Genomic DNA, 23384 nt, shown 5'->3' on the forward strand with positions numbered 1-23384 from the left:
AAAACACATGGCATACCAAAAGTTGGGACGTAACTCTAGTGCGCGTAAAGCTTTGTTTCGTGACCTGGTAACTGACCTGTTCTTGTACGAGCGTATCCAAACGACAGAAGCGAAAGCGAAAGAAGTTCGTTCTATTGCTGAGAAGCTCATTACAAAAGCAAAGCGCGGAGATTTGCATGCCCGTCGTCAAGTAGCAGCGTTCGTTCGCCGCGAATCGATCGATGGAGAGCAAGATGCAATCCAAAAGCTGTTCACTGAAATTGCAACTCGTTACTCCGAGCGTCCAGGCGGATACACTCGTATCCTAAAACTGGGACCTCGCCGTGGCGACTCTGCCCCTATGGTTTATCTTGAGCTGGTAGACCGGGCTTAGTTCTTCGTGAATGGTCTCTATTTTCCCGCAAGGGATTTAGCTTATTCATAAAGAGAGCGACTGCGTGAAGGAGCCAAACTCCGTTTCTGCGGCTTTCAGCCCCGAACGAGCCAGGCTGGCTTGAGCGGGGCTTTGCTCTTATAAGAGGACAGTTTCGCGCCGAAAACGGCGCGCCCTGCTCTCTATAATATGTGATGCAAAACTCTCTGTATGCAAGCCTAAATTTGGCTAATTCGCGCGGAGAGTTTTTGATTTTTTGCAAAATGGACAGGGAGTAAGGGCTCAGGAAGGTGGCAGAGTTGTGCGTAATTTACTCATGACAGTCTGTTATGACGGAAGTAATTATTATGGCTTTCAGACGCAACCGGGCGGAAACACAATCCAAGACTGTTTGGAGACGGCTATACGGAATTTAACAGGCGAGGTAGTCAAAATCCATGGATCAGGCCGCACTGATGCGGGGGTTCACGCCCGCGAGCAGCCGTTTCATTTTATGACTTCATCGCAAATCCCGGTAGAACGTTGGTGTCTTGCATTAAACGCGCGCTTGCCTGCAGATATTCGCGTAACGGGGGCGGAAGAGGTCGATCTTGATTTTCATGCGAGACGCTCGGCCAAACGGAAAACTTACCGTTATACGATTAATGCGAACCGTGTTCCTGATGTATTCCAAAGAAGCTACCAGCTCCACCATCCGGGGAAGCTCGATATTCCGGCGATGCAGCAAGGCTTGAGCTATCTCCTAGGCACGCATGATTATACGTCGTTTGCTTCCCGGCATTCAACTAAGGCAAGCCATATTCGAACGATCGATGAAGCTAGAATCGAGGTAGATACCTCCTTCGCAAGGTTGGGCTCCCGGGATCAGGGTGTGATCCATCTCTATATTAGCGGCAACGGCTTCCTGCAGCATATGGTCAGAATTATTGTAGGCACGCTGCTGGAAGTAGGCCAGGGTAAGCGTCCTCCAGAGCAGATGAAGCAGATCCTTGAAGCACAGAATCGCAAGGCAGCAGGGCCAACAGCGGAGAGCAAAGGGCTTATGCTGTGGAGCGTAGAGTATGAATAAGGGTGGGACATCGCACCAGATTTTCAATGAAACCATCTTGTCTATGAAACGTATCATACTCAACCAATTTTCTAGGAGGGGTACATTTTTATGAAATGTCCTGTATGTAATGACGTTCGTATGAGGGAAGTAGAGAAGGATGGCGTCATGATCGATGTTTGCCCAGATTGCAAAGGGGTATGGCTGGATCGTGGTGAGCTGGAGAAGCTGCTTGGCGAAATTCGTGAGCTACGGCCGGCATTTGATGAATGGTATGAGAGTCGAGAAGGCGGACAAGCCTATAATCGTGGGGAGCAGCAATATCGCCAGCCTGGGCCTGGATCGGGACAAGGCTATAATCCTGGGTATGGCTCCCATCCGCCGCAGCAAGGCTACGACCCTCGTTATGGAGATAAATATAATAAAAACCACTATAAATATAAAAAGAAGAAGTCTGTTTTGGACGTTTTTGGAGACTTATTCGATTAATGTGCATATATTAGACCTACTCTTTAAAAAAGACTTGCGTAATAAATTTGCATCCTGTAAAATATAAGTTGTGTTTTCTTATGGCTATCCCACAGCCCCCAATAAGAAAACGATACATCCATGAAAATTAAAATGCTTATAAGCATACGAACGAAGATAAATTTACCAGTGTCGTTCTGCGCCCAAAGAGCATGAACCAACGCTGGTATCTATGAACCATTTCGGACGAGAATGAAGGAGGATCTTTACATGCGTACCACCTATATGGCTAAGCCAAGCGAAGTAGAACGCAAATGGCATATTATCGATGCCGAAGGCAAAACGCTGGGCCGTTTGGCGAGCGAAGCTGCTGCACTCATTCGCGGCAAACACAAACCAGGATTTACCCCTCATGTTGACGGCGGTGATTTCGTTATCGTCATCAATGCTGAGAAAATTTTTCTTAGCGGCAACAAAATGGAAAGCAAGAAATACTATCGTCACTCCCAGCATACAGGTGGTCTTAAAGTGACGGTTGCTCAAGACCTCTTGAAGACAAGACCTGAGCGCATGATCGAATCTGCGGTTCACGGCATGCTTCCTAAAACTCGCCAAGGCGAGAAAATGAAGCTGAGATTGAAAGCATATGCGGGTACTGAGCACCCACATGCAGCACAAAAACCTGAAGTTTACGAACTTCGCGGATAATTAAAAGGGAGGACAGTTTCATGGCACAAGTACAATACTATGGGACAGGTCGTCGTAAACATTCGGTAGCTCGTGTTCGCCTTGTACCGGGTGAAGGACGCATTGTCATCAATAAACGTGATATCAATGACTACTTCGGTTTGGAAACACTCAAACTGATCGTTAAACAACCACTTAATTTGACTGAAACAACTTCAAGCTACGACGTGATCGTTATTGCTCACGGTGGAGGTATTTCTGGTCAAGCCGGAGCAATCCGCCACGGTATTTCCCGCGCTCTGCTCAAAGCAGATCCGGAATTCCGTCCTGCGCTGAAGAAAGCAGGCTTCTTGACTCGTGACCCACGCATGAAAGAACGTAAGAAATACGGTCTTAAAGCGGCTCGTCGTGCGCCACAATTCTCCAAACGTTAATATCCTTGTGTATCAAGGGATTCAAGCCTCTGGCCTTCAATGGTCGGGGGCTTTTTAATTTGCCTGTCTGGGTTGCGTGACCATATTGGAAATCAGGAATTATAGCTCCATGAACTTCTCAAAGCGGTCAGCAGTCTCTCCTTTGCAGCCGTGGTAACATGTGTGTAGATATTCATTATCATCTAGATATCGGAGTGTCTCAGGCGTTCCTGGACCTCTTTGATTGTAGCTCCAGATTCTTTGAGCAGAGAAGCGTGAGTATGCCGTATTCCATGTATAATGATCGGATGCAAGTTATACGTTTTGATGATTTCGGATAGTTTGTCATTGGGATAAGCAAGCCGAATGGGAGTACCGTCATATTCACGGGTAAAATCATGTCCGATTCACTTGCTTTTCCACTACCTTCAGCTAGAAGGCTCTTCTTCTCGCTTGTGGGACGCTTTTTGATAAGTCCTAGTAAGGTAATCATCCAAACTAAGAACGCGCCTATAAGCGGCTGTTTTGGACGTCAGAGACACATAGTTCATCTTTAAAGCTTCTAAAAACCTCTTAATTTCAGATTTTCCCAATGCATATCAATAGTGTGTTACTAAATCAAATCGCGCATTTATGAAAAGTCAACGGCTCGATCCTTATGATGAAATGGGCGTAGTGGAACTAATTCAAAAAGTATTAGATACGTCTAAAGTTGAATATATGGATTCTTACAGCTTTATTACAATCCGCCAGAATTAAAAGACAAAGGACAAATCGAATACTTTCACGTCAATTTCCTCTGATTGGTTTAGAGTTAAATAATTCGCGTATGACCTATATTAGCCTGTAATTGGGATTTTTAGTCATTTCCTGTTTTCAGTACGCCCCCTGTTAGAACACAGGGCTTTGTGTGGCAGCAAGCTACCACGGCATATAAAAAAACAAAAGGACGGATGGGCATGCGTTGCAGCCACCGACCTTTTGTTTTTTTTTGGCCTGCATTATGAGGATCTTTAGCTTACGCGAGACTTTATTATCGAAACACGTAAAGATGTCTATAGAAATTAGAAGCAATGAATTATCAATTATTATTCTCTCGATTAACAAAGGTAACCAACACTACTGCGTGTTATTAATTTGAAACTGTGGAAACATCACGGATCAGCATGTTCTCGTGAGCATTTAATGCATTCACGACATTAAGCAGTATTTGTGTTGAGGAGAAACCATTATTCAGCCCATCTATAATGGTTGATCCAAGCAAATTCTCCAGTTGTATAGTATTGATCAATTTCTTTTCATTTAATAACTGAAGCCTTTTGCCTAAGGAAAAATTATCACTTGAATATGATAGAAAAGGATATTTTCTGAAAATGTCCCTTTCCTTATAAAGGTGTGTCCTTGGTACACAAACTCCAAGACTTGCTAGTTCTTCCTGGATATTATATTGATACAACCATTGGAAGAACAAAACAGCAGATTCAGTGTTTTGTGAATGTTTGGATATACCAAAAACTCCCCCACCCAAGGCTGGTTTGCTACCAGGAACTGAGCTGTATCCATAAGGAACATGGCTTATTTGATTTAGATGATTTGTGTATCCAATAATGATGGAAGTTTCATTGTGGTTAAATGATGATATTTCTGTATCCCACCATTCTTCATTAGTTAGTTTTGCATAATTGCGCAGCTTACGGTAAGTATCCAGTGTGGATACAAATTTGTCCGAATCTAATGAGATTTGATTTTCTTCGTACTTGAATGAGCCGCCTTCAGCAAAGAAATAGGGAAGGAATTCAGAGGCTATCAATACACCAGAATTGCCAATCATCTCAAGAGGATACTCGGTAGTTTTTTCCGGAATATCTAGTTCCGTGTAAAACTCACAAAATTCCAGTAATTCTTCATATGTTTTCGGTGGTGTCAAATTACGATTGTATTTTGAAGAATAAGATTTTTGAATAATTGGATTTTCGAAAATATCTTTCCGATATAGCATCATTTGAATAGATGGATCTACAGGAAGACCATAAATGCAATCATTAACATACATATAATGTCTCCAGTCATCCATTACTTGGGATATATCAAATATCACCTGAATGTCTGTGATGTTCTTGAATAGACGTGGACCGTACCATGGGAAATAACTCACGTCTAATCGAATTAAATCGTAGTTGTGGACTTTTTCAGAGTGTAGGACTCTATTCAGCTTTTCAAAAGGAAGAGAATCTATTTTACAATGTACTCCGGTTACCGTTGAAAAGTTTGTGATCAGTTTTTGCAACGCATTTGAAAATGGGTTTTCTAACATAAGAATATTCAGATCAGAAGGGGAGTCCGTAGTTTCTAGTTTTTGATAAGTAGTTGAATAAATTTTTATACTAGAAATTAGGTTGTTACTTGAAAAGTCTTCCGATGTAACCATGTTTATAATTTTCAAAGCTAACTCGTTGCTTGAGTAATAGTAAGTATGAATGTTTTCTTTCCCAAAATTAAACCGTTTTTGATTTGAAATAAAGGTGATAATCGGTAATTCCAATTTCAATAGTTGATAAATGTTCAGGACTCGTTCTAACACTTCTGAAGAAAAAATCATTAGATGTGTCGGCGCATCGTCCAGAATTAGTCTATATAGATCCTCACTATTTGTTTTTACGGTTTGTATAACAAATTGTGGAGCTCTATGTTTTATCATGCTTGACAATCCAAAAATGGATTCTTCACCAATGATAGTAAATGAGTTTTCTTTATTGTTTTCGAGATAAGCCTCCATATTTAAACTAATGTGATTAGTCTGCTTCTCATAGGTTGAATGGCCAAGTGTAATCAATCTTTCTGGTGGGATGGCATCAAGTAATGTTTTATTTGTAATGGAGGATAAATAAATTATTGCCTTATATTTATTACTTCTGACGAGATTAACTACTGAAGTAGTATCTGAACTGTTATCAACTTCAATAACCTTTAACTCCATGTCATGAATCTTCAACATGTGTAATAGATCAGTAATTAATGGACTGGTTGTTTCTTCTAAGTCTGACACTAACAAAAGAATAGTAGAAGAGTCTTTTTTTCTAATAGAGAGGGCACTTTCATCTGGGAAGTAACCCATTTTTTTTGCTGTTTCTTCTACCTTTCTAATCGTATCAATTTTGGCATTACCTTTATTGTTTAAGACATTGGAAACCGTGCCAATGCTAACACCAGCTGCTTTAGCTATATCAGATATAGTTACTTTTTTCATTATCCTCACTCACTCCAATTTTTTATTGGCGTTTACATTTTTTTATTGACGCTTAACATTTGTATGGTATATTAATTTTAGCATTTAAATTAAAACGTTTCAATATTAAAATGGAAATTAAATGAAACGTTATACAGGGAGGAAACATTTATGAAGTTAGGTATGAAGATTGCAGCACTTGGTTTGATATCATTAATGGTTTTAGCTGGATGTGGAAGCTCTGGAGATAGGAAAAGCGGAAATGATAGTGGTGGAAAGAAAGATGAGAAAATTATAGTCTACTCAAACTCTGTCAGTAACGGCCGTGGTGATTTCTTAAAAGAAAAAGCTGAGGAAAAAGGCTTCAAACTTGAAATCGTCGATCTAGGGGGGAACGAACTCCTGAACCGGATTATTGCTGAAAAAGACTCTCCAATTGCCGATGTCGTGTTTGGAATGAACCAAATGATGTTCAGTAAGGTTGAAAAGGAAGGGATATTTGAAACCTATAAGCCTAAATGGTTGGATAAAGTTGATTCTTCACTAGTTGATAAAGATAATAAATATTCCCCATTACAAGAACAACGAGTATTCATGATCTACGATGCTAACAAAATTAAACCTGAAAATGCTGTAAGGGATTGGCAAGATCTAGCTAGCAAATCTGATCTAAAGGATAAATACATTGTTCCTAAAGGTTTAGGTGGCGCCACTGCTAATGCTGTTGTTTATAACATTTTAATGAATTATCAGGACGAAAAAGGCGACAATGGAATCTCTAAGGAAGGATGGGACGAAGTTAAGAAATTTTTCAAAAATGGTATCGCTCCATCAGAAGGACAATCTGAAGTTGCAGAATTAGCAAATGGAAAAGTAGATTACTCTTTTACTTGGTTGAGTAACATACCAATTGTTGAAGAAAGTTTAGGTATTAAACTTGGTGTGGTAAATCCTTCATATGGTGTGCCACAAACAGTTGAACAAGTTGGAATCATCAAGAAAGATAAGATGAACGCAAAAGTCAAAGAATTTGTTGATTTTCTTGGTAGTGCAGAAGTGCAATCAGAATGGGCGGAAAAATTTGGTTCAGCTCCAGTAAATAAAGATGCTCAAGGATCAGTGAACTCTCGGATTGCTGAAATTCTGAATGAAACGACTCCTCAAGACAATGATTACGACTTCATCAACAAACATATTGATGAATGGGTTGAGTACATTGAATTGAATGTTTTAGGAAACTAACAACGAATAGAGGGAAATACAATGATTACATTCAAAAATGTTGAGATTAGGTACGGCGACTTTGTCGCTGTACCTGAATTGAATTTTGAAGTAAATGAAGGAGAGTTCTTTACTTTTCTGGGACCATCAGGGTGTGGGAAGACTACCACACTTCGGGCTTTAGCAGGGTTTCTAGAACCAAGCAAAGGTAGGATTGAAGTCGATGGCGTTAATATTACCAATACTCCAATAGATAAGCGTCAAGTAGGTATGGTTTTTCAGAGTTACGCATTGTTTCCAACCATGACGGCATACGACAATATTGCTTTTGGCTTGAAAATCGAAAAGAAGTCCAAAGATTATATTGAAAAGCGTGTCCTAGAATTAGCTAAGATGGTTGATTTGAGCCCTGAACAATTGGAGAAAAATGTATCAAACATGTCTGGGGGGCAACAACAGCGTGTCGCCATCGCACGTGCTCTAGCCAAAAAACCAAAAATTCTAGTAATGGATGAACCTTTATCCAATCTCGATGCTAAACTAAGAAAGTCTCTCAGGAAAGATATTCGAGAATTTCAAAAGTCCTTTGGCATTACAACTGTTTATGTAACTCACGATCAAGAGGAAGCACTGATGCTATCTGATCGGATTGCAGTTTTTAATAATGGCCAAATTGAACAGATTGGGAATCCAGAACAAATCTATAATGAATCAGCAACTGAGTTTGTATGTAACTTTATCGGTGAAGCAAATCCATTGACCAGTGAAGATTTGCGTAAGCTGGGTATCGACCCAACGAATTTCCAGGCGGACAATCGCTTTTATCTTCGCCCTGAAAAAGTTACTTTTTCTCGGACTAAGGGTGAAAATACGCATTTAGTCGCAGAAATTATTAGCAAAGAATTTTATGGTATGTATGGGTATTATCAACTTGATGTTGATGGAGTCAAGCTAATTTCTTTCCAAAGGGAGTCAAAGGCTGAGCAACATCAGATTGGAGAAACGGTTTATGTAGACATAAATAAAGAAAATGTATTGAGCTATTTGGCAGAAAATGATTAGGAGGCTTATAAAATGGAGTCTAAATTAAAGAAGAGTCCCATGAGGCTTCCAAAAAAATTCAACATTGGATTGATTGGTTACCTAGTTATTCTAGGGTGGTTTATTATTGCTTTTATGATTATTCCAAACTTGGACATATTGAAAACAGTTTTCTTCTCTGATGGCGGATTTTCAAGTGAAACCATAAGTAAGATTTTTAATTCAGAGCGCGCAATGAGAGGGATCAAGAATTCTTTCTTGCTGGCGTTTACCTTGACAATTACAACTTCAATTATAGGTATTTTAGAAGTGCTATTTTTGGACTACTTTAAAATCAAGGGAAAATGGTTTTTGACATTATGCTATATGATTCCATTGATCTTTGGTGGAATCATGCTGGCCAACGGGTACCTTTTCACCTATGGATCTCGTGGCTTTGTCACTAAATTTTTGGTAGAACTATTTCCCAATCTGCCTGTCAATTGGTTTAGTGGATATGGGGCAGTACTTTTCTTGATGACCTTTGCTTGCACAACGAATTACATGATATTTTTCCGTAATTCGTTCAAGAGTATCGATTATCAGACGATTGAAGCTGCCAAAGGATTAGGAGCATCCAACTTCACAGTATTAATAAAAGTGGTTTTACCAGCACTAAAACCTATCTTATTAACATGTATCATTTTGTTGTTTCAAACGGGATTAATAGCGATGTCTGCACCACTAATGGTTGGTGGCCAAGAGTTTGAGACGATCGGTCCACTCATTCTGACATTTACCGAAAGACCAACCTCCCGAGCATTGGCGGCTGTTCTTTCCTTATTCTTGGGACTGTTCCAGTTGGTGTTACTTTTTGTGATTCAACGAAACGAAAAAAAAGGGAACTATCTTTCCGTTTCTAAGGTGAAAACACGGATTCAACCGATGAAGATCAATAGTAAGATTTGGAATGTCTTTGCTCATGTCATGGCATATGCATTTGCTGTAATCAACCTGCTTCCGTTGGTAGTAGTTGTTCTTTTCTCTTTCACCAATTTCCAAACGATCTCGACGAGAAACTTGACTTTGAGTAGTTTTAGTTTGCAAAACTACGCCACAATATTGACTGATAGTTCTGCGTATCGTCCTTTCGTAACGAGTGTAGTTTACTCCGCAATCGCTGCAATCATCGCAGTAGTACTAATGACGATCGCTGCTCGTATTGTCTTTAAGCATCGGAATAAATTTACAGAACTACTTGAGCTTCTACTTCACATTCCTTGGGTATTGCCAGGGTTAATGTTTGCGCTAGGGTTAGTTTTATCATACTCCAAACCAAAATGGATTATGTTTAATCAACCACTCACAGGTACATTAGTTATCATGCTGGTTGCGTATATCGTAGTGATGTTACCTAATACATTTAGATTTTTGAAAGCTTCCTATTTTTCTGTTGACCAGAACTTAGAAGATGCTGCGAAGAATTTGGGAGCAAAACCTATTTACTCGTTTGTGAAGATTGTTTTGCCAATCATTTTACCGACGGTTCTTGCAATGCTCGTTATCAATTTCAATGGGAAACTGGGCGATTATGATCTATCAGTCTTCTTGTATAATCCTGCGGCAAAACCGGTCGGAGTTGTCATTCGGAGTAATTCCAATCCTGAAGCAGGCATCGAGGGAATTGCAATTAACTTTGTATACTCCGTATTACTTATGATCATCAATGCATTAGTATTCTTCTTCGTGTATGCGGATGGGAAAGAGAAAATCGCAAGTCTATTTAAAAGAAAGAAGGAAATTAAACAATGAGTCAATTAAAGTCGAAATTTTTGGAACTACTCAAGAGTAAAGATTTCTTGATTTTGCTGCACCGTGGTGCGCATGGAGGAAATATTGTAGAAAATACAGCAAACGCAGTGAATATTGCATTGCGAGAAGGTGCAGATATAGTAGAAATTGATATTTCAATGTCTACAGACGGGGATTTCTTTGTGTTCCATGACGGTGGTGAGAAACGATTATTGGACGACAGTCGTAATATCAATACTCTGAGTACAACGGAAATTGAGGAGAAATATTACTATAACGAACTCGGTCACGTTCTGCACAAGAAAGTTGAACGATTTTCTAAACTTCTCGAAAACATCCAACAGGATGTATTTCTAAATATTGACAGATCCTGGGACTATTGGGAAACATTTATTCCTTATCTGGATCAGTTTGTAGACTGCCATCCGTATTTTATGTTGAAATCTCCAGTGAAGAAAGAATTCTTAGATATTCTCGACAAACATCCTATTAAGTATATGTACTTCCCAATAATTTATAATACAGACGAATTGGATTTGTTGGAAACCTATGAAAACATTAATTTCGTAGGATTTGAAGTCATTGAGAAAGATGAATCTTTTGAATTCATTAATTCGCAAAGATTTGATAAATACAAGCAATCTGACTATATGTTTTTAGCTAATGCCATCAATCTTGACGATGATACATTGTTGTTTGGATCGTTGACTGATGAGGTAGCAATAACAAGAGATCCTGATGAAGCATGGGGAGCAATGCTTAAGATGGGTATCAATGCAATACAGACTGATTGGGTCGATTTATTGTTGAGATACAGAGATGCTCGTGATAAAAAGTGATGCTTTATAGTGTCACTTTTTTAATTAATAGGAAATAGGCTCGAGCTTATAATCGACCTTCACTCGCTTGTTGGAATGCTCGATGGAGGTGCGGCGTTTTCGGAAACAGCCTAGGATCATCGCTCGTTTTCGTGTACCTCCACTTGCGGCGATGGAGCTTTCGGTAATGCCCTGATGTTTCGCTACATTCAGCTATACCGCGGGCACGACAATCGCAAGTGGATTTGCTCCGGGGATAGGCTGCGGTGACGACCGGTGTACCATCACCCACGGCGCTGAGGCAAGTCAAATCCCCGAGCAATCCGAGTTCTGCCGACACGGAAAGATTTGTGACTGAAAGAGGTCAACAGTCGATCCGAAGGCAAAGCCGATCAGAATGGCATAGATCGGCGTATGTCTAATCTCGTTGATCCATTCGGTTATTCCCATCGTCGGGTTGGTCATGTTGATGAGAACAATGCCGGATCCGTACGAAGTTGCTGGAGAACAAAAGCTTGATAGTCTGAATGAGGAATGAAAATAGGCTTCATGAGGATAACACTCCAATCGTAAGAGTTAGGGTCATAACCCTTCACGCGATTTTTGAGAATTTTAGAAAATATAAAGTGTTATTATAGGAAATCTGCCAAAATTCACAAATGTTTTTTCCAATAAGATTTGTGGCTGAAATAAACAATCCCTACGAACGAAGGAGGAAGACGAGTTTGATGGAACAAGGAAACACTTGTCCCATCTGCCTCGGCTATTAAATTTGAGAGAGGAGATATTATGACAACTCTGTCATTCGTTGAAATATTATCTAGATTATTACTATCGATTGTTATCGGAGGAGTCATTGGATATGAACGTGAGCAAAAAAATCGTCCTGCAGGAATGCGGACACATATGCTAGTTTGTATTGGTGCTGCCATAATCGCATTGATCCAACAATCAATTGCGGAAGAAGCTTTTACCATTGTTAAGGCATATCCGCACTTTAGTAATATCGTTAAGTATGATCAAGCGAGATTAATTGCTCAAGTCGTCAGCGGGATTGGTTTTCTAGGCGCTGGAACCATTATTATTACACGTCAAAGAGTTTTAGGCCTGACAACTGCTGCATCTTTGTGGGCAAGTGCTGCAGTAGGTATAGGTGTTGGTATGGGGTATTATAAGGTTGCAGTCCTAGGTTTTGCGGCAATAATGTTTTCACTTTCTATTGTTAAGAAGATAATCAAAGTACCGAAAATCAATAATCTTGAAATTCAGTACGTTCATAGAAAGGAAACAAAGGAATATATCAATAATTATTTTGAAAAACATAATATTGAAATCGAAGATGTGACCTTTGAAGTACAAATCCGTGACGGAGATAAATACTATAAGAATACTTTTACCATCGATTTGCCAAGACTTTTATCTTATGCAGATGTAATTGAGGAACTTTCAATGTATTCAAATATCAGAGAGATTCGGTTGGTTTCAGTAACCGACTGAAGATAAGTATAAAACAGTCAATTATGATGTTTTTGCTACCAGCCGTTCGATAATTATGATAGTTTTTTGGCTGAAGTTTGTTCTTTCTGAAGAATGTTTTCTTTTGTATGATATTATTTTCTACTAGGTGATAAGTTATAATCTAACCATAATATTTTATTTTTATTATTCTTATTTAATGTTCCACTGAATAATTCGGCAGCGGATTTTTATATTTATTAATGGTATTAGCGGATATGGCTGGCGATATGGGGAAGGAAAAAGAAAGAATATCCTTATACGGGATGGAATTCCGATAATATTTTTTCGAGTAGATGAGTTAAGGAAGTTTCTTGATGGTAAGAATTTATATGCCATGATAAAAGAAAAAGTTAGAAATTTTTACGATGAGATTGATGATGACTCACCAGATATTCCTGATCCCCACAATATGAATATTCAAAAAGAATGCATGAGATAGCTTCCCATTTTGAAAAAATGCACTATTATTACCTTTGCTGAAGCTAATGAAGTTAGAAAAAAAAGATTGACTGAAATGTATGGAGAAATAGTTTGGAAAATTAACAGGACAATCTGTTTTCCACTGAAGTAATTGACCTGTTAATCTGTAGCTAAACAATCTATGACTTGGTTGATCCTTATGAAGTTATTTATATCAACGCATCCTAACCAATCTGGTCTGAAATAATTACTTCCTTTATATATCGCGTATATCGCGAAAATCGGAACTTGTCCGAATATGAAATTTACGGACGTAAGAAATACGGTCTCAAAGCCGCTCGTCGCGCACCACAATTCTCGAAGGTTAATATCAATAAAATCAAGCCCGTGGCCCTTATTGGTCAAGCCCCAAATTTGTAGACATTGAAAAAATCCCTCAGGCAGAAAGCTGGCGTCGGTACTCTATCGGCGTCAGCTTGTTTAATTTTTTTGAATCCTTTCATGGTTATAAACGCTTTGATTCGCTCTTTCGTCTCGTAGTCCTTGTCGTTAGCTTGCCGGTTTAGATAGAAATAATATCCACTTCTAGATACATCTAAGAGGCTACAGAGCTCCGTTACGGGATACTGTTCTGCGGCTAATTGAATGATGTGGTACTTGCCTTATGCACCTCCTGCTTCCATGTTTTCAAACACTTTTTTAAGGCTTCGTTCTCCTGTTTGAGTTGCTTCACATGCCGATCCTGATCGAGGTACTGCTCCCGACGTCCTCGTTGATCCAAGAGTCCAAACTCGCCAAGCTCCCTATACTTACGTATCCACTTCTTGACTCTATCCTTATCCTGAATCCACAAGTGTTCAGTTATTTGCCTGTATGTCCAATTTTCCTAAATGTGTAAGCGGATCTCCTCCTTCTTGTCTTCCTCCGTATATGATTTAAACTTCTGTCCTTTAATCGCCATAAAAAATGCACGCCCTAGAACTCATCGGATTAACCAGGGGTTTTTCCAATGTCTATTCTAAGGGGGGCACCTCACCCCTTATTAACCAGGGGCTTTTTTCTTTGGTTCATATTGACTTATTGTTAAAAAGTTCTATACTTTAAATTATAATTCAAATCTGTTTAGTAGGAATATTTCCTTGTTTTTGTAAGTTACCGTGAGGGGGACAAAATCATGAATTTATTGGAAAAGGAACAGTTAATTCAGACTAAGGCGGAAGAATTCGAGAATGCATCAGCTGAAGAGGTTATAGCTTGGGCAATTCAGACATTTCCGAATATCACGTTTGCGTGCAGCTTTGGTGCGGAGGATGTAGTTCTAGTCGATATGGTGCAAAAAATCAGCCCATCAACGGATATTTTTTACTTGGATACGGACTTCCATTTTAAGGAGACCTATGAAACGCGCGATAAAATGGCTTCCAAGTATAATCTTGAATTTGTTCGGGTATCTCCGTTAATTACGCCGGAGGAGCAGGCTGCTGAGCATGGGGAGGAGCTATGGAAAAGCGACCCGAACGCATGCTGCAACATCCGGAAAGTGGAGCCGCTAACTCGGGTATTGTCCGGATACGATGCCTGGATTACGGGAATTCGCCGCGACCAAGCTCCTACGCGAGCCAATGCGAAGAAGATGGAGTACGATACTAAATTCGGCCTAGTTAAATTTAATCCGATAGCAAGCTGGACTTCTGAGGATGTTTGGAACTACATCCGGGCTAACGATGTGTTGTACAATCCGCTGCATGACCAGAATTTCCCAAGTATAGGTTGTGAGTATTGCACAAGACCAGTTATGCCGGGAGAAGACCCGCGGGCAGGGCGCTGGGCAGGATCTGACAAAACGGAATGCGGACTTCATAAATAATATGAATACAGTTTAGACACGGGGAGAGATGGAAATGACAGCAATTTTACCGCACGGTGGCAAGCTGGTGAACCGGGTTGTCACAGGTGAGGAGAGGAAGAAGCTGCTGGCGTCTGCTAAGGAGCTGCCAACGATTTTAATTAATGGATGGACGATTTCCGATTTGGATCTGATCGGTGTGGGCGCATTCTCTCCACTAGAGGGATTCCTGAATAAAGAAGATTACGAATCTGTTGTCCATCGGATGAGACTGGCGGACGGTACAGTGTGGAGCATTCCGATTACATTATCGGTAACCGAAGAACAGGCTCAGCAACTAGAAGTCTCTAAACGCGTAGCCTTGGTAGGTGAACAGGATGGCATCGTATATGGCCTGCTGGATGTGCAGAGTGTCTACAAGATCGATCAAATCGAAGAAGCCAGAAATGTATTTAAGACGGAAGATACGGAGCATCCGGGTGTAGCCAAACTGTTCGAGCGATCGCCTTATTATGTAGGTGGGCCGGTACAGGTGCTGAATCGACCGCAACCGGAGCGTTTCGGCGAGTTTTACTTCGATCCGGCGGAAACGCGGCGCTTATTTGCCGAGAAGGGATGGCGAACCGTGGTTGGTTTCCAGACGCGCAACCCGGTGCATCGTGCGCATGAATATATCCAGAAGAGCGCGATGGAAATCGTTGATGCGTTGTTCCTGAACCCGTTAGTGGGAGAGACGAAGTCGGATGACGTTCCAGCCGATGTACGAATGAAGAGCTATCTCACATTGCTGAAGAATTACTATCCTGCTGACCGTACTTTCCTCGGAGTGTTCCCGGCAGCTATGCGTTATGCGGGGCCTCGTGAAGCGATATTCCATGCGATGGTTCGTAAAAACTACGGCTGCACGCATTTTATCGTTGGCCGCGACCATGCGGGTGTTGGTGATTATTACGGAACTTATGAAGCCCAGGAAATATTTTTGAATTTCACGGCGGAGGAGTTGGGGATTTCGCCATTATTCTTCGAGCATAGCTTCTTTTGCACGACATGCGGCAATATGGCTTCCAGTAAAACATGCCCGCATCCGAAGGAAGCCCATTTAACTCTGTCCGGCACAAAGGTAAGAGCTTTACTGCGTGACGGCGTATGTCCGCCGCCGGAATTTACTAGACCGGAAGTAGCTAAAGTATTGATCGAAGGCATGAGCCACCAGGTTGTAATTTAATAATATACAGGTATATTTGTCCACCTCGTCCCATATAGATGATTAGAATCATTATGGGTGCGGAGGTGGCTTTTTATGGGCTCACGAGATAAAGTGACGCTTTGGATACCCTTAAGTCATATCAAAAAGCTATTGCTCGGCCTTGGTTTGCTGGGCGTCCTGTGGGGGATTGCGGTCTATGAAGTCCCGGCGAAGAATGCCTTGAATTATTGGAATTTGCCCTTAGCCGGGGTGACCATCGCTTTGGATGCCGGCCATGGCGGGCCGGATGGGGGAGCGGTGAGTCGGCAGGGCCTGATCGAGAAGGATATCAATTTGGCCGTGGCTCTCTATTTACGAGATTATTTGCAGCAGGCCGGTGCTATTGTAGTTATGACTAGAGAAGATGACCGGGATTTGGCCGACGAAGGGACAAAGGGTTATAGCAAACGAAAAACGGAGGATTTGAAGCGTCGTGTCCGTTTTATAGAGGAGAAGCAGGCAAAGCTGCTGATCAGTATTCATATGAACAGCGTGCCGTCCAGCAGATGGAGCGGGGCACAAACCTTCTTTACCTCGGCGAATGAGAAAAGCTATGATTTAGCTTATCTCATTCAGGAGGAGCTCATACGGAATTTAGAGAATAGCGATCGCGTCGCGAAGCGAAACGACAAGACCGTCTACTTGCTGGAGGCCTTGAAAATTCCTTCTGCACTCGTTGAGGTTGGCTTTCTGTCGCATCCCGGGGAAGCGGCAATGCTCGGGAATGAACAATATCAGCGTAAGGTGGCTGCATCCATTTATCAGGGGATTTTAAGATATAGCTCTGGAGAGACGGGAAAAAGGGCAAATGAGAGCGGAGAGTGATATAATATACATATATTGAATCAAGCAACACGATATGATACGAAGTCGAGGTGCTGTCATTGTTATCCAAGGAGCATATTCAAGCGGCCTTGCGCCCTATTGCCGAGCCCACGCTAAAACGAAGCTTGGTTGAGCTGCAATGGATTCGCGATATGATGGTCAAAGAAGATCGTGTCTCTCTGACGGTAGTTTGCCTGAAGAAGGATGAAGAAACACAGAAGCGGTTAGAGCAGGAGATTCGGGATCGTCTAGCCGATGCTGGAGTCAACCATGTTCATATGAGATTCCGGGAGGCATCCGAGCGGGAACGCGGGGAGGCCATTGGCGAACAGGGAACGGGAGAGGGTAAAGATGCCGGAGAACCCTCTAATGAAGAAGTACTGCGAAAGGGGCATGCCGCAGGCCTGGAAAAATTGCCGATTCTTGATCCAAAGGCCGGCGTGAAGTTCATTGCTATAGCAAGCGGCAAGGGCGGCGTAGGGAAATCTACCGTTACCGTGAATTTGGCGGCAGCGCTTGCGAGGCTTGGACAACGTGTCGGGTTAATTGATGCGGATATATATGGCTTCAGCGTTCCCGATATGATGGGGATCGAGGAAGTGCCTAACATCGACGAGGGTGCCATCGTCCCTGTTGAACGTTTTGGCGTCAAGGTTATGTCTATGGGCTTCTTTATTCGCGAGAATAATCCGGTCATTTGGCGCGGCCCTATGCTGGGAAAAATGCTCCGGCAATTTTTCGTTGATGTGGATTGGGGTGAGCTCGATTACGTGCTGCTTGATCTGCCGCCGGGAACCGGAGACGTAGCGCTTGATGTTCACCAAATGATTCCGCATAGCAGCGAAATTATTGTAACTACGCCGCATGCTACTGCAGCTTTTGTAGCTGCTCGCGCAGGAGCGATGGCACTGAAGACGAATCACGAGATCTTGGGCGTGGTCGAGAATATGGCCTACTATGAATGCTCAAGCTGCGGACAAAAGGATTATATTTTTGGACGAGGCGGCGGGGCGCGTCTCGCAGAAACGCTGCACACCGGATTGCTGGCACAGATTCCATTGGGCGCACCGGACAACCATCCCGCAGAGCCTGACTTCTCGCCTTGCGTATACAAGCAAGACAGCCCAATCGGCCAAATATATGATGAGATGGCTCAGCAGGTAATTGATAAATATACGAAAGACTGACCGGTGCCGGTCAGTCTTTTTTTAGGTATCTATACTGAACATTCTGACCCAAGCTGAGGGGAAAATTAGCTGCTGCTTAGGATCCTCCGCCACTGCCGCCATCTCCGCCTTGCTCTCCTCCGGAGCCGCCGCCTTGACTGCCGCCGTCGCCACCTTGTTCGGATTTTGGTTCCTTCTCGAGCTTAGGCTGCAGTTGCTCCTGTACTACTGTTTTTAGCAGTTCCATCACTTGCATTTTAAATAAAGGGCTTTGCATCGCCTCTTGCATGACTGTCATCGATTGCTTGCGGAAGTCGGAGGTTTGGGTGAGATCAAGGAACATCTTCATGACCTCGGGTGATTTCATGATTTCGCTAATCGATTTTTGGTACGTAGGGTCTTTGATTAGCTGCATGTGCAGCTCTTTGTTCTGCGAATTGATCGCCTTGGCGAAATCACCGGCGAATTTAGGATCGGTCATAATTTTTTCAAACTCTTTTTTGTATTCCGGAGACGTGATGGTTTCCTTTACTGCCATGCGAACCTGTTCGGAGGTCTGAGTAGGCAGGATCATTTTGATCCCCATGCTGCCGCCGGAACCGCCGCCAGAGCCGCCAGAGCCGCCAGAATCTGATCCGCCCGCTCCGCTAGATCCAGAGCTGCTTCCTCCGCCCCCGCCAGATTCCGAGCCTGACCCTCCCGATTGTCCGCCACCGCTGCTATCGGATGGCGGTGAGCTCAGTGCTTCGTAAATGGCTTTTTTTCCTTCATCGGTCTTAAGTATATCAATAATCATGGACTTGGTTTCTTTATATCCCCCGCCTTGGGAAGAAGAGGAGCTTTGCTCAGAACCGCAAGCCGTCAGCGGAAGTGTACAGGTACATATAAGGCATATCATCCATCGGTAATTCAACCACTTCATGGTTCCTTCCTCCTTCATCATCATCACTGTTTGTAGTATGCGGACGTGAAATAGGAATTATCCCCTTGAAAAGCATGGTGTTTTACCGGAATCGTTGGTAAAATAATTCGTTAGTGGGGGTGTGAGGTCTTGAATTTGAAAAGTTGGCTGTATTTGTTCTGGACCACGTTGCTGGTTGGAGCAGTTGGATCACTGGCCGTGGGTTTGATCCTGCAATGGACGGATACCGTTCAGTTGAACGGTGCAGTTGATCTTTTGGTGAATGTCGGCATTTTGCTTGGAGTAGGCATAATGGTCAGCGTATATTCCCAAATGGGCTTTTTTGCTTATTTGATGATGAACTATATGGGAACGGGCGTATTCTCCAGAAGAACCTGGCAGTATGTGCAGCTCGTGCTCACCGCGCTTGCGCTGCTTGAGCTGATGTTCTTCCGTACATTCGTCGGAGAGGGGCAAGGCGGCGGCTCAGATATTATTCTTAGCGTCGTTATACTTATTGTGGCTTTTGCTGTAGCCTTTTATAAGGCCAAGCTGACCAATGGAACGGCCTGGATACCAACTTTATTCTTCATGATTGCCGTTACGATTGTAGAAATGATCGGCGTGCTCAAAATTGGGGTCAATGCGGCAACGGCTTGGATTGTTGCTCCGTTGATGGCCTGCAATGCCTACCAGATACTTATTCTCCATAAGGTATTAAAGCCTGCTGAACCTGCTGCATCTGCACAAAGCTCGCAATAAAGAAGACTCGAAAGAGGCTGTCCCAGAAGGTCATAACTGACCTGAGGGGCAGCCCTTTTTTCTCATTAGAGAGCAAAAGAAACCATCTTGGTAAAATAGAGGATTTACCATCCAACCATTTACAAAGGTAAATGAGCGATCCGAATCTCAGGTGAAAATAAAGTTAGTGAGCGAGCTGAAGGTAACGACCAAATACAACAAAACCCGCAGCAGATTTAAAGGCAGGATTGATGGGAAATTGCCCGAAGTTACGCATTTGCAACCGCAAATGGCGCAAACGCAACTTCAAGCATATAGCATCGGCTCCATTGTTTTTCTATAATCCAGGTAACAAATAGCAAAGGAGTGTAAGCCTATGTCATTTAGCGAAAAATTGTTGCGGCTAAGAAAAGAAAAGGGTTATTCCCAGGAAGCGCTGGCCGAAAAGCTGTGCACAACCAGACAGGCAGTTAGCAAGTGGGAAAACGGACAAGGGTTTCCCGAAACCGAAAAGCTGCTTATGATCGGCAATTTGTTCGAGGTATCCATCGATTATTTGCTGAAGGAGACCGAGGAGAAGAGCGGCCGTGAAGAGCGTGGGTATTATGTCAGCCAAGAGATGGCGGAAGGGTATTTGAGTTATCAGCAGAAGTTATCCAATCGCATTGCGACAGGCGTATGCCTGCTAATTCTGGCTTGCTTGCCGTATTTGATGTTTCGTCAGGAGCCAGTTGTTTATTCCTTCCTTATCATTTTGTTGGCGGCAGCGGGCATCGTTGTCCTCGTGTCCGCCATACTGAGGGATGAGGAGCGGTACCATGTGCTGCAGAAAGAAGCTCTTATACTGGATCAGAGTTATGTGAAGCAATTGGCGGAACGTTTGAATCGATTGAAGAGGAAGTACGCAGCCGTGATCATCGTCGGGGCTGGCATGGTGGCGACAGGCGGAATGGCTTTTTTTCTGGAGAAAAAGGGGATCGCCGAGGGCGCATTGATCCCTTATTATCCAGTCTGCGTCGTTTTGATCGCCATAGGCGCATATGTAATCATTCGCGCATCTACGCTGTGGTCTTCCTATGATCTGCTGATTTACAATGAGAAGCATGTTAATCGCAGGAATGCGGGCTTCTGGAAAAAAATCAGGAAAAAGCTGGCCGACTAAACAGCCTGGCACTTAAACGGGGGAGTCCGGCGTTTTCTGCTTCACGGTTTGCGGAAGGTAAGTTTCAAGGTCGGATGGCTTTTGCCCATAATTTGCTCAGGAAGGCGACAATCGATCAAAAACACTATTTATTCTTTATCGGGCTGTTTTCTAAAGTAGTTGAAACTTACTTTTGGGACAGCCTGGTTTTTTAATTTAGGTGGAAGAAAGAAAAAGACTCCCGTCAAACGGAAGTCCAGTCGGAGCCCCATTCCTACTCATCGCTCACATGCCTGCAGCCGAATTGATTTGCTCCTGGATCCAGGCCTGATCCCTTACCTGGGCACCTTTGACGCCAGCTTCCTGAAGGAGGTCGGAGACGGTCACGAATTCGTATCCCTTTTTACGCAGCTCGTCGATAATAATAGGAAGAGCTTCGTGGGTTTGTTTAACGGAATCGCTGGCATGCAGCAGGACGATATCTCCCGGATGCGCTTTGCTGACGACGCGATTTACGATCGTTTCGACTCCCTTGTTCATCCAATCCTGAGAATCGGTATCCCATTGGATTACTTTGTAGCCGAGCTGGCTTGCGATGCTTAACACGCGTTTGTCAAAATCCCCGTTCGGCAGCCGGAGCAGGGTGGGTGCTTTTCCGGTTAAATCGGTTAAAATAGAATGAGCTGTTGTGATCTGTCGCTTAATTTCTTCCTCATCAAGATCGCTGTAGTTGACGTGCTTGTGACCGTGGCTGCCAATTTCAAAGCCCTGCTGCTGGATGGCTTTAACGATTTCCGGATGGCTTTTGCTCCACGGGGAGGAGAGGAAGAAGGTTGCTTTTTGAACATTTTTGTCTTTGAGCACTTGAAGTATCGGTTCTGTTCTCTTATCCCCCCAACTAATATCAAAAGTCAGGGCAATGACCTTTTTGTCCGTGGATACACTGTAAATGGCCGAAGTATTGCTCTCTTCTGAGAATACCGTAATATTCCCTTTTTCCACATAGATCACACCGGCCGCAAACAGGGCTGCGGCGAATACAAACAAAAAGCGTTTGATCTTTTTCCCGTTGAGGACGTAGAAGAAATTATTCATAAGTTAAGCTCCTCTCGTATCAAAATAAATTTGTCCGCTGTTATAGCGTATGCTCGTACCTTTAGGGAATATTACCGTTCTTGTCCGCAAGAGAGGAATCATCAATGACTTTATATAGGAGGAACTTATGTCATTTCGTCGATTTATTCAGGATTTGGTGCTTTATCGGAAGATGATGCTTATTTCACTTGGACTCTTTGTTGCAGGAATTATTATGGGGAATGTACTTACGAGTTTTCTGAGCGCACTGTTAGAACCGCAAATTGAGGCGTTGCAGGAAGTAAGCGGGAATTTATCGCAGTCTGCTTCACCGGAGCTGAGCTTCTTTATATTTATCTTTTTGAATAATGCCGTAAAAAGCTTGCTTGTTATTGGGCTAGGCGCGCTCTTTGGTTTTATGCCGATTGTATTCTTAGTCATGAACGGGATGGTTTTGGGTTACTTGGTCCAGGCAGCGTCGTCACAAGGGGCTGACATGTTCGATTTGATTGTGAAAGGTTTATTGCCGCACGGCATAATAGAAATACCGGCTATTTTGATTGCCGCGGCTTATGGATTGCAGTTCGGTTATTTGGTGATGAAAAGCTTGGGGAAGCTTGGAGCGAGAGAACGTCATGAGCGCAGTGTGAAGTGGGGAGAATATTTTCGATCGGCGGGAAGGGCAGCCATTTGGATCACGGTGGCCTTATTTGTAGCGGCTATTATCGAGAGTACGATTACGTTTCATTTGGTTCAAACATAAAAATTATAATAGCATTCATATTTTTCATAAAAGTTGTGCATACCATTAAAGCGGTCCAAAAGACCGAGTTTCTTAATTTGCTAAAAAGGTTAATCATCGTTAACCAACAGAGATGGATTTCAATTTTTTGAATATTTAGGGAAAGGCTTGAAATTCATCTTGGTCAAAAAAGGGGCTAGGAGCATAGTGCCATCATTCCCTGCACCAATCGTAATTTAGACGAAAGAGGAGCTGTGAGCCATGTTGGGTATGTTATTTAATGAAAAAGAATGCAAAGAACTGGATTATGTCCTACGCAAGGAACTGGATGAAATGCTTTTGGATATGAGCGATAATCGCTTGGATCAGGATATTAGACATGCTATTGCAAATCGATACAAGACCGTATTTCGAATGTATGCCCGGTTTGCCCCCTCGAAAGAACTCTCCAAATATGCACGAAGAGCCCGTTTCCCTCAAGCAAGGCAATAAGTTTACAATGGGTGTTGACTTAAGGGCGAAGGATGTGATAAATTATCATTCGTGCCGCTTTTGGGGCCGGAAGCAGGAAAGACAAGAGTTTATAAATGGAATAAAAAAACTTTTAAAAAACTCTTGCAAAAACCTAGCTGACTATGGTATATTATAAAAGTCGCCGCTGAAATTAAGCGACGCACG

23 protein-coding genes and 1 pseudogene are annotated in these 23384 nt (G+C 42.6%); 19 read left to right on the forward strand and 5 right to left on the reverse strand.

All coding sequences use genetic code 11. From position 1 onward, the window contains the following. The first annotated feature begins 7 nt into the window (after positions 1-7). From rplQ to rpsI, 5 genes are all read left to right on the forward strand, one after another. The gene (rplQ, locus tag ACE3MQ_RS24450; protein WP_019635795.1) at positions 8-373 is read left to right on the forward strand and encodes a 50S ribosomal protein L17; all 366 of its coding nucleotides are present in this window, start codon (positions 8-10) and stop codon (positions 371-373) included. A gap of 301 nt (positions 374-674) precedes the next feature. Then, positions 675-1442: a tRNA pseudouridine(38-40) synthase TruA gene (truA, locus tag ACE3MQ_RS24455; RefSeq protein ID WP_379397682.1), complete on the forward strand. Its 768-nt coding sequence runs from the start codon at positions 675-677 to the stop codon at positions 1440-1442. Between the two features lie 90 nt (positions 1443-1532). Continuing rightward, positions 1533-1910: a TFIIB-type zinc ribbon-containing protein gene (locus tag ACE3MQ_RS24460; protein ID WP_379397684.1), complete on the forward strand. Its 378-nt coding sequence runs from the start codon at positions 1533-1535 to the stop codon at positions 1908-1910. 249 nt (positions 1911-2159) lie between these two features. Beyond that, positions 2160-2597 (forward strand): 50S ribosomal protein L13, encoded by a 438-nt coding sequence (gene rplM / locus ACE3MQ_RS24465; protein WP_379397686.1) that lies wholly within the window; start codon positions 2160-2162, stop codon positions 2595-2597. A gap of 20 nt (positions 2598-2617) precedes the next feature. Next, the gene (gene rpsI / locus ACE3MQ_RS24470) at positions 2618-3010 is read left to right on the forward strand and encodes a 30S ribosomal protein S9 (protein ID WP_019635799.1); all 393 of its coding nucleotides are present in this window, start codon (positions 2618-2620) and stop codon (positions 3008-3010) included. 182 nt (positions 3011-3192) lie between these two features. Here the strand turns inward: rpsI and ACE3MQ_RS24475 are convergent, their stop codons facing one another. Continuing rightward, positions 3193-3303 carry a site-specific integrase gene (locus ACE3MQ_RS24475; RefSeq protein ID WP_379397689.1) on the reverse strand — a complete coding sequence of 37 codons (111 nt, stop codon included), beginning with the start codon at positions 3301-3303 and terminating at the stop codon, positions 3193-3195. A gap of 818 nt (positions 3304-4121) precedes the next feature. Next, positions 4122-6236, reverse strand: coding sequence for an extracellular solute-binding protein (locus ACE3MQ_RS24480; RefSeq protein ID WP_379397691.1), 2115 nt, complete (start codon positions 6234-6236; stop codon positions 4122-4124). A gap of 150 nt (positions 6237-6386) precedes the next feature. Between ACE3MQ_RS24480 and ACE3MQ_RS24485 the strand changes: the two genes are divergently transcribed. The 5 genes from ACE3MQ_RS24485 to ACE3MQ_RS24505 all read left to right on the forward strand — a co-directional run bounded on the left by ACE3MQ_RS24485 (position 6387) and on the right by ACE3MQ_RS24505 (position 12583). Next, the gene (locus ACE3MQ_RS24485) at positions 6387-7457 is read left to right on the forward strand and encodes an extracellular solute-binding protein (protein WP_379397693.1); all 1071 of its coding nucleotides are present in this window, start codon (positions 6387-6389) and stop codon (positions 7455-7457) included. A 21-nt stretch (positions 7458-7478) separates the two neighbouring features. Further along, the gene (locus tag ACE3MQ_RS24490) at positions 7479-8498 is read left to right on the forward strand and encodes an ABC transporter ATP-binding protein (protein WP_379397695.1); all 1020 of its coding nucleotides are present in this window, start codon (positions 7479-7481) and stop codon (positions 8496-8498) included. A gap of 12 nt (positions 8499-8510) precedes the next feature. Further along, positions 8511-10268: an ABC transporter permease gene (locus ACE3MQ_RS24495; RefSeq protein WP_379397697.1), complete on the forward strand. Its 1758-nt coding sequence runs from the start codon at positions 8511-8513 to the stop codon at positions 10266-10268. Continuing rightward, on the forward strand, positions 10265-11107 hold the full coding sequence (locus ACE3MQ_RS24500) for a glycerophosphodiester phosphodiesterase family protein (protein WP_379397699.1): 843 nt from the start codon (positions 10265-10267) through the stop codon (positions 11105-11107). Before ACE3MQ_RS24495 ends, ACE3MQ_RS24500 begins: the two co-directional genes overlap by 4 nt. A 768-nt stretch (positions 11108-11875) precedes the next feature. Continuing rightward, the gene (locus ACE3MQ_RS24505; RefSeq protein ID WP_379397701.1) at positions 11876-12583 is read left to right on the forward strand and encodes an MgtC/SapB family protein; all 708 of its coding nucleotides are present in this window, start codon (positions 11876-11878) and stop codon (positions 12581-12583) included. A gap of 1078 nt (positions 12584-13661) precedes the next feature. Here the strand turns inward: ACE3MQ_RS24505 and ACE3MQ_RS24510 are convergent. Next, positions 13662-13895: pseudogene (locus ACE3MQ_RS24510) on the reverse strand (helix-turn-helix domain-containing protein); the annotation flags it as partial. Between the two features lie 303 nt (positions 13896-14198). Here ACE3MQ_RS24510 and ACE3MQ_RS24515 point away from each other — a divergent pair. From ACE3MQ_RS24515 to ACE3MQ_RS24530, 4 genes are all read left to right on the forward strand, one after another. Further along, positions 14199-14891, forward strand: coding sequence for a phosphoadenylyl-sulfate reductase (locus ACE3MQ_RS24515; RefSeq protein WP_379397703.1), 693 nt, complete (start codon positions 14199-14201; stop codon positions 14889-14891). A 34-nt stretch (positions 14892-14925) separates the two neighbouring features. Continuing rightward, on the forward strand, positions 14926-16095 hold the full coding sequence (gene sat, locus ACE3MQ_RS24520) for a sulfate adenylyltransferase (protein WP_379397705.1): 1170 nt from the start codon (positions 14926-14928) through the stop codon (positions 16093-16095). Between the two features lie 75 nt (positions 16096-16170). Continuing rightward, positions 16171-16941 (forward strand): N-acetylmuramoyl-L-alanine amidase CwlD, encoded by a 771-nt coding sequence (cwlD, locus tag ACE3MQ_RS24525; protein WP_379397707.1) that lies wholly within the window; start codon positions 16171-16173, stop codon positions 16939-16941. Between the two features lie 59 nt (positions 16942-17000). Further along, complete coding sequence (locus tag ACE3MQ_RS24530; protein WP_379397709.1) at positions 17001-18128, forward strand: Mrp/NBP35 family ATP-binding protein; 1128 nt, start codon at positions 17001-17003, stop codon at positions 18126-18128. Between the two features lie 76 nt (positions 18129-18204). Here the strand turns inward: ACE3MQ_RS24530 and gerD are convergent, their stop codons facing one another. After that, complete coding sequence (gerD, locus tag ACE3MQ_RS24535; RefSeq protein ID WP_379397711.1) at positions 18205-19029, reverse strand: spore germination lipoprotein GerD; 825 nt, start codon at positions 19027-19029, stop codon at positions 18205-18207. A 129-nt stretch (positions 19030-19158) separates the two neighbouring features. Between gerD and ACE3MQ_RS24540 the strand changes: the two genes are divergently transcribed. The 3 genes from ACE3MQ_RS24540 (at position 19159) to ACE3MQ_RS24550 (ending at position 20911) form a co-directional block, all read left to right on the forward strand. Further along, a complete protein-coding gene (locus tag ACE3MQ_RS24540; RefSeq protein ID WP_379397713.1) occupies positions 19159-19770 on the forward strand; it encodes a KinB-signaling pathway activation protein in 612 nt (203 codons plus the stop codon). Positions 19771-19936: 166 nt separating this feature from the next. Further along, positions 19937-20092, forward strand: coding sequence for a hypothetical protein (locus tag ACE3MQ_RS24545; protein WP_379397715.1), 156 nt, complete (start codon positions 19937-19939; stop codon positions 20090-20092). A 33-nt stretch (positions 20093-20125) separates the two neighbouring features. Next, positions 20126-20911 (forward strand): helix-turn-helix domain-containing protein, encoded by a 786-nt coding sequence (locus tag ACE3MQ_RS24550; RefSeq protein ID WP_379397717.1) that lies wholly within the window; start codon positions 20126-20128, stop codon positions 20909-20911. Positions 20912-21175: 264 nt separating this feature from the next. On the opposite strand, the gene pdaB is transcribed toward ACE3MQ_RS24550, so the two are convergent. Continuing rightward, the gene (pdaB, locus tag ACE3MQ_RS24555) at positions 21176-21985 is read right to left on the reverse strand and encodes a polysaccharide deacetylase family sporulation protein PdaB (protein WP_379397719.1); all 810 of its coding nucleotides are present in this window, start codon (positions 21983-21985) and stop codon (positions 21176-21178) included. 127 nt (positions 21986-22112) lie between these two features. On the opposite strand from pdaB, the gene ACE3MQ_RS24560 reads away from it, so the two are divergent. Both ACE3MQ_RS24560 and ACE3MQ_RS24565 read left to right on the forward strand, forming a co-directional pair. Beyond that, positions 22113-22727: a stage II sporulation protein M gene (locus ACE3MQ_RS24560; RefSeq protein WP_379397721.1), complete on the forward strand. Its 615-nt coding sequence runs from the start codon at positions 22113-22115 to the stop codon at positions 22725-22727. Positions 22728-22967: 240 nt separating this feature from the next. Continuing rightward, the gene (locus ACE3MQ_RS24565) at positions 22968-23198 is read left to right on the forward strand and encodes a hypothetical protein (protein WP_379397723.1); all 231 of its coding nucleotides are present in this window, start codon (positions 22968-22970) and stop codon (positions 23196-23198) included. The last annotated feature ends 186 nt before the right edge of the window (positions 23199-23384 follow it).

It is taken from the genome of Paenibacillus lentus (genome assembly GCF_042714055.1).
GTDB classification, from domain to species: domain Bacteria; phylum Bacillota; class Bacilli; order Paenibacillales; family Paenibacillaceae; genus Fontibacillus; species Fontibacillus lentus_A.